Annotated in this window: 2 protein-coding genes; both read right to left on the bottom strand. The window is 39.9% G+C overall.

What is annotated here, in order from left to right; all coding sequences use genetic code 11:
• Positions 1–276 precede the first annotated feature (276 nt).
• Positions 277–690, bottom strand: a complete 414-nt coding sequence (locus QZT26_RS17720) for a restriction endonuclease subunit S (RefSeq protein ID WP_157820779.1) — start codon at positions 688–690, stop codon at positions 277–279.
• A 193-nt stretch (positions 691–883) separates the two neighbouring features.
• Positions 884–1,240, bottom strand: a 357-nt coding sequence (locus tag QZT26_RS17725) for a hypothetical protein (RefSeq protein WP_320409753.1), incomplete at its 5' end; no start/stop codon positions are given.

Genomic DNA, 1,240 nt, shown 5'->3' on the forward strand with positions numbered 1-1,240 from the left:
ATAATTCCATCAACTTATTCATAAGTAGTGTCCTCCAAATTGTCTGATTACTATTTACGAGGATACTACTATACTTTATAATAAACTAAAAATCACCTTTTTGGTTGCGGCCAAAGGCCGCGCTAGGCATTTCATGGTTAAATTGCCAATATAAAACACGGGGTTCAAGTTGCAAACTTGAACCCGATTGAAGATCGACAATTAAGTATGATGTCCCCTGAATATAACACTTAAAATCAAGAATCTTCTGAATCTTAGGCAGATTCCCAAAATAATTCATCCTTTCGCAAACGCCTCCCGTAAAACCGACTGCATCAGCATTTCGGACTGTTCTTTGCGTTCGGATACTTGTTTTTCTAATTCACCAATCATGGCCATGAGTTTATCCACACGTTCAACAATGGCTTGTTGTTCAGCAAGTGGCGATAGAGAAACTATCAAATTTGAAAGAGATGTGCCATTAACATTTGGCTGTCCCGCGCCCCATGCCGCATCATACAACTGCTCCCAATATTCAGGACTTTCAAGAAAATACTTTAGATACTCAGGGAAAATATTTTTTGAAGGAATAACCCTAATCAAATACGAAGCAAACAAAGACCTGACAGGGATATCTTTGATAAGAAATGATTTCCCAATTGTGCCGCCTGTTCTCGCGATAACAATATCGTTTTCTGATAATATAGTCAAATAAATCTATTTTTCTAAAAACATTACAGGTAGGGGCGAAGCATTTGCCTGCATATAAGAGAGAGACGTAAAATGTTGTACATGCGCCAACTCCGCTATGTTGAAGGAGTTATACTGTACGCAGGCAAATGCTTCGCCCCCACTTTTCAAAAAGCCAGATTACCGCTAAGTTTCTAAAACCAGATTTGTTTGACTATAGATAACTTTTTATGTCTCTTTCCGAATACGCACAACCCGGTACTCCGTCCCAATCAACTCTGTTGTTTTGAATATCCGTTATCCTTAAAAGCCTCACGTCCTTCTTCTCCGGTCTTGCGGAAGCATTAAATCCATAGTGAACATTTAAGCTTACATCCTTCAGCCGACACCCACACCCACCCCTCAGGCAGGTCAAACGGTTTTTCTTCTTCACTGATGGGCGGCTCGTTATGGCAATAGAAAAGTGTACCAGATGGCAAAGTAAAATAGTACCACTCTGGACAAAAAGATTTATTATCACAATATGATATTGTCGACTACAGGCTTCTGTGATGCAACGGAAGGAACCCGT

It is taken from the genome of uncultured Candidatus Kuenenia sp. (assembly GCF_900696675.1).
GTDB lineage: Bacteria > Planctomycetota > Brocadiia > Brocadiales > Brocadiaceae > Kuenenia > Kuenenia stuttgartiensis_A.